The sequence below is a fragment of the Mesorhizobium sp. P3_A9 genome (assembly GCF_056402975.1).
In genome coordinates, this window is record NZ_JBFUGJ010000412.1 from 1 (window position 1) to 4,757 (window position 4,757).

At 59.4% G+C, this 4,757-nt stretch carries 9 protein-coding genes; 3 read left to right on the plus strand and 6 right to left on the minus strand.

The features are described from left to right. A partial coding sequence (locus tag AC1DX0_RS31285) for a DinB family protein (RefSeq protein WP_477358297.1) occupies positions 1-541 on the plus strand: 541 nt, incomplete at its 5' end. Here the strand turns inward: AC1DX0_RS31285 and AC1DX0_RS31290 are convergent. From AC1DX0_RS31290 to hppD, 3 genes are read right to left on the minus strand one after another with little or no spacing between them, the layout of a single operon-like run. After that, positions 520-894 carry a type II toxin-antitoxin system VapC family toxin gene (locus tag AC1DX0_RS31290; RefSeq protein ID WP_477219138.1) on the minus strand — a complete coding sequence of 125 codons (375 nt, stop codon included), beginning with the start codon at positions 892-894 and terminating at the stop codon, positions 520-522. The genes AC1DX0_RS31285 and AC1DX0_RS31290 overlap by 22 nt on opposite strands. Then, complete coding sequence (locus tag AC1DX0_RS31295; protein WP_477219137.1) at positions 891-1,118, minus strand: type II toxin-antitoxin system Phd/YefM family antitoxin; 228 nt, start codon at positions 1,116-1,118, stop codon at positions 891-893. The genes AC1DX0_RS31290 and AC1DX0_RS31295 overlap by 4 nt, the downstream gene beginning before the upstream one ends. Positions 1,119-1,173: 55 nt before the next feature. Then, on the minus strand, positions 1,174-2,286 hold the full coding sequence (hppD, locus tag AC1DX0_RS31300) for a 4-hydroxyphenylpyruvate dioxygenase (RefSeq protein WP_477358299.1): 1,113 nt from the start codon (positions 2,284-2,286) through the stop codon (positions 1,174-1,176). A gap of 138 nt (positions 2,287-2,424) precedes the next feature. On the opposite strand from hppD, the gene AC1DX0_RS31305 reads away from it, so the two are divergent. Further along, positions 2,425-2,892 carry an Lrp/AsnC family transcriptional regulator gene (locus AC1DX0_RS31305; protein ID WP_023762149.1) on the plus strand — a complete coding sequence of 156 codons (468 nt, stop codon included), beginning with the start codon at positions 2,425-2,427 and terminating at the stop codon, positions 2,890-2,892. A gap of 256 nt (positions 2,893-3,148) precedes the next feature. After that, a complete protein-coding gene (locus tag AC1DX0_RS31310) occupies positions 3,149-3,322 on the plus strand; it encodes a hypothetical protein (protein ID WP_477219135.1) in 174 nt (57 codons plus the stop codon). Positions 3,323-3,368: 46 nt separating this feature from the next. Here the strand turns inward: AC1DX0_RS31310 and AC1DX0_RS31315 are convergent, their stop codons facing one another. From AC1DX0_RS31315 to AC1DX0_RS31325, 3 genes are all read right to left on the minus strand, one after another. Continuing rightward, on the minus strand, positions 3,369-3,707 hold the full coding sequence (locus tag AC1DX0_RS31315) for a protein tyrosine phosphatase family protein (protein ID WP_477219134.1): 339 nt from the start codon (positions 3,705-3,707) through the stop codon (positions 3,369-3,371). 67 nt (positions 3,708-3,774) lie between these two features. Beyond that, positions 3,775-4,212 carry a DUF6691 family protein gene (locus tag AC1DX0_RS31320; protein ID WP_477219133.1) on the minus strand — a complete coding sequence of 146 codons (438 nt, stop codon included), beginning with the start codon at positions 4,210-4,212 and terminating at the stop codon, positions 3,775-3,777. 2 nt (positions 4,213-4,214) lie between these two features. Beyond that, positions 4,215-4,637: a YeeE/YedE family protein gene (locus AC1DX0_RS31325; protein WP_477219132.1), complete on the minus strand. Its 423-nt coding sequence runs from the start codon at positions 4,635-4,637 to the stop codon at positions 4,215-4,217. Between the last annotated feature and the right edge of the window lie 120 nt (positions 4,638-4,757).

Sequence of the window (4,757 nt, forward strand, 5' to 3'; positions counted from 1 at the left end):
GCGCCGCATGGCCGGCAACAATCTCTGGTCGAACGACCGGCTTTATCGTGCCGTGCTGGCGCTCAAGCCTGGTGAGTTCGAGGCTGGGCGCACCAGCTTTTTCCCGTCGATCAAGGCAACGCTCAACCACATTCTGGCGGTCGATCATCTCTATCTCGATTTTCTCGAAGAGGGCGGCGTCGGCGCAGCCGTTTATGACGACTACGTGCCATTCGACGAGGCGGTCGATTTAGCAGCGGCCCAGGTCAAGTTTGACCGCAGGCTCATTGCCTTCTGCAATGGCCTGTCGGAGGCCGATCTCGATCGCCGCGTTATCACCGACCGGCGCGAGGATGGCATGATCCCCGAACGCATCGGCGACATCCTCGCCCATGTCTTCCTGCACGACATCCACCATCGCGGCCAGGTGCACGCCATGCTGTCCGGCACCTCGGTCGCGCCGCCGCAGCTGGATGAGTTCCTGCTCGATTATGATTTGAAACTCAGAAAAGCTGAAGTCGAACGGCTGGAACTGGATGGTCAGACCAACGCGACGTCATAGGTTGAGAATTGCCGATCCGCGGTGACCAAGATCAGGCCCTCAATTTGTGCCTGTGCGATAAGCAGGCGGTCGAACGGATCGCGGTGGTGAAGCGGCAGATGCTCAAGCCTCGCCGCATGGAGTTCGTTTACGGCGAGGATCGGAATGCCGTTCGATCGCAGGATGTCCAAGATGTCACCTGTGAGCGTGACTTTGCCGAGCGATTTCTTGATGGCGATCTCAGCTACCGAGATGGCGCTGACGATCACATCCTTGCCTGCGAGAAAGATGTCTCGATGATGATCCGAAAGACGTGAATCGGCGTTGAGAACCCAAAGCAAAATATGGGTATCGACCAGATATTTGCGGCTCATTTAATATACTCGTCCCATTCGGGGCCGAGTTCATCAAAATCATCCGATATCCAAATTTGGCCTTTCAGGGCCCCCAAAAGGCGCTTGCTGCCGCCGGGCCGGGCGGGGGCACTCAAGGTCGCAACAATTTCCCCATGCCGGGTCAGATAGATTTCTTCGCCGGCCTGGGCACGCTTCACCAACTCGGAGAGTTGGGCCTTCGCTTTCGCCATCGGAACGTTCATCGTCAAACCTCTTATGACCAGAATTTAGGTCATAATTGGCCGAGTCGCAAGTGAACTACTCCGCTGCCTGCACCTTGATCACGCCGCGCTTGATCTGGTCCTGCTCGATCGATTCGAACAGCGCGCGGAAATTGCCTTCGCCAAAGCCTTCGTCGCCCTTGCGCTGGATGAACTCGAAGAAGATCGGTCCGATCACGGTTTTCGAGAATATCTGCAGCAGGATCTTGGTCATGCCGCCGTCGACCACGCCTTCGCCGTCGATCAGGATGCCGTGCTTTTTCATCCGCTCGATCGGCTCGTCATGGCCGTTCACCCTGTTGTACGACATGTCGTAATAGGTCTCGGGCGGGCCGGGCATGAATTTCAGCCCATTCTCGGCAAGCTTGTCGGTGGCGGCGTAGATCTCGTCGGTGCCGACCGCGATGTGCTGAATGCCTTCGCCATTGTACTTCTTCAGATACTCGGCGATCTGGCTGGTCTCGTCTTTCGATTCGTTGAGCGGAATGCGGATCTTGCCGCAGGGCGAGGTGATGGCGCGGCTGACCAGGCCGGTGATCTTGCCGTCAATGTCGAAGAAGTGGATCTGCTTGAAGCCAAACAGATTGCGGTAGAAATCCCACCATTTGTCCATCTGGCCGCGATAGACATTGTGGGTSAGGTGGTCGAGGAAATAGAAGCCGACACCGAGCGGCCGCGGATCGCGCGCGCCCAGCCACTCGACCTCGGCGTCATAAGCCGAACCCTTCGTGCCATAGGTATCGACGAAATAGAGCAGCGAGCCGCCGATGCCGACGATAGCCGGCACGTCGAGCGCCTTGTCTTCGCCTTCGTAAGGCGTCGCGCCTTTCGAGACGGCGTGGTCGAAGGCATGCTTGGCATCGACCACCCGCCAGGCCATCGAGGCCGCGCAGGGGCCATGCTTGTCGGCGAACTTCATCGCATGCGAGTCCGGCTCAGCATTGACGACATAGTTGATGTCGCCCTGGCGCCAGACGGTGATGTCTTTGGTCCGATGCCTGGCCACCGCCACATAGCCCATGCGGGTGAACAGCTCGGCCAGCTTCTGCGGCTCCGGATGCGCGAACTCGACAAACTCGAAGCCGTCGGTGCCGGCGGGGTTGTCCTYGCTGATCGTGGCGGGCGGGGCGTCGTGCGGGAAGGGACCCATGATATTCCTCCAAAAGCTGGCTTGGCCTGAAAAGGCCATGTCACGCCATCATAGCGCGGAGCCGTCGCATGGTGCTTGCATTCAAACGCTTGAAATGATGATGTCATGCGTGAAGCATGCATGATGAGAGACAAAACCATGGATGAGACGCGCATTGATCAGTTTGACCGCAAGATAATGGCGCTGCTGCAGGGAGATGCGCGGCTCACCAACAACGATCTCTCGGAGCGGGTGAACCTGTCGGCGTCACAATGCTCGCGCCGCCGCCAGAGGCTCGAGGAGGACGGTTTCATCAAGGGTTATCGGGCGGTGCTCGATCGCGACAAGCTCGGCTTCTCGCTGGTCAATGTCATCTCGGTAACGCTTGCCACCCACAACCGCGATAATGCCAGACGCTTCGGCGAACTGGTGGCGCGGCTGCCGGAGGTGCAGGAGGCGCACGCGCTGACCGGCGAGATGGATTACATCTTGAAGGTGGTGACGCCTGATCTCAAATCGCTGTCGGAGTTCGTCAACGGCGTACTTCTACCGCATGAATCGGTCCAGCATGTGAAGACGGCGATCGTGCTGGAGACGTTGAAGGAGACGGGCGCGCTGCCGATTTGAGTGGGCGATGGTTTAGGCGCTTCGATGCCAGTACATCTTTGGCGCTATAGAAACGCTCAGGCCGTGGTGAAGCATGTCCAGATACCAACTTGCCGGCATTATCCTGTTTCTTGTCGGACTGGTGCCATACACAATCGGCGGACTTATCCACCTTGCGCGTCATCCCAAGAGCTTGGACTCGTTTCTCAGGGATGGGCCTCAGATGAATCGGTTCTGGCGAGCTCCGGTTTTCAAGTTTAGGGCCTCTGAATGGAGCATGTTCACCGATCACAAGTCGCGCTGGTGGTGCCTCGTGGGAGCTCCCGTCTGTCTCACAGGCTTCGTCGTGATGGTGGTCAGTTCGGTCGAACTTGGTTTTCTCGCGCTGTTCATTGCTCTCGCAGCCGTGTTCTTTGGCGTACTCAGCTTGGTGGGCGACAAGCGCCGATAGTTCAAGAGGGCACACGAATAGACGGCGACGTGGCAGTGAAGCTCATTCAGCCCTTTGACTGCTGGATCAGCCCGTACAGATTGGTGCAGCGCGCACCGGAGCGGCAATAGGCGAAGACCGGGCCGTCGAGTTCGTCGAGCGCCTTCGCCTGGTCATCGACATTATCGGCGGTGATCTGGCCGCTGATCACCGGGATGTAGCGGAAGGCAAGGCCGGCGGCCTCGACCGCCGAGCCGATGCTTTTGGCCGAAGGCTGGCCGGGCTGTTCGTCATCCGGCCGGTTGCAGATGACGCTCTTGAAGCCGGCTTCCTTGATGGCGGCGACGTCTTCGGCCTGGATCTGGCCAGAGACCGAATAGTCCTCGCTGATTTCGCGGTATTCCATGGCAGCATCCTCGCAATCTGATTTGGCAGGAGTTTTGCCACTCCCTGACGTGGCCGGCAACCAATTCCTATGCCGTGGCCGGCTGAGCGATGCGCGCCCGGGCAAAACGCGCCACGACGATGCCTGCGATCACCGAAGCGACGAAGATCGGCGTCTGTGAATAGCCGAGGCCCAGCGCCGGAATGGCGCCGCCCGGACAGAAGCCGGCAATGCCCCATCCGATACCGAACACGGCGGCGCCGCCAACCAACTCCAGGTCGATAGCGCGCTTCGTCGGCAGCGCAAACTCGGTTTCGAACACCGGGGCCTTGTGCCAGCCGAACACCAGTCGGTAACCGATAAAGGCGACAGCCAAGCCGCCGCCCATGACGAAGATCAGGCTGGGGTCCCAGGTGCCGGCAATGTCGAAGAAGTTCAGCACCTTGGCCGGATTGATCATACCGGAAACAGCGATGCCGAGGCCGAAAATCCCGCCGATCAGGAATGCCGAAACGAGCTTGTTCATGGTCAGCCCCCGACCATGTGGCGGATGATGAAGACGGTGATGAACGCGGTGATCATGAAGGTCGCGACGGCTGCCATCGAGCGTGGCGACAGGCGCGCAATGCCGCAAATGCCATGCCCGCTCGGACAGCCACCGCCGAAATGCACGCCGATCCCGACCACGAAGCCACCGACAACAAGGGACAGCGTTGGCAGCGGCACGCTGAAGGCAATATGTCCGCCAACAGTCTGATAGAGAAGCGGCGCCACGACTGCGCCAGTGAGAAACGCGGCTCGCCAGCCCCAATCCGGGGCAAGCGGCGGAATGACCCCTGTTAGGATACCGGTCATCCCGGCAATCCGTCCATGCAACGCCATCAGGAGCACCGCCGACAGGCCGATGAGAGCGCCGCCAAGCAGCGACTGGAAAGGAGTGAAATCTGTCACAGCGGTGCCGGCCTCAATCCGCGCTTCATACGCGTCCCGCGCGGACCGACATCATAGCGCAGATAGACGTTCCCAGCGAAGAATCTGACTCGGATTGCCCAAAAGGGGAATGAAAAAAGG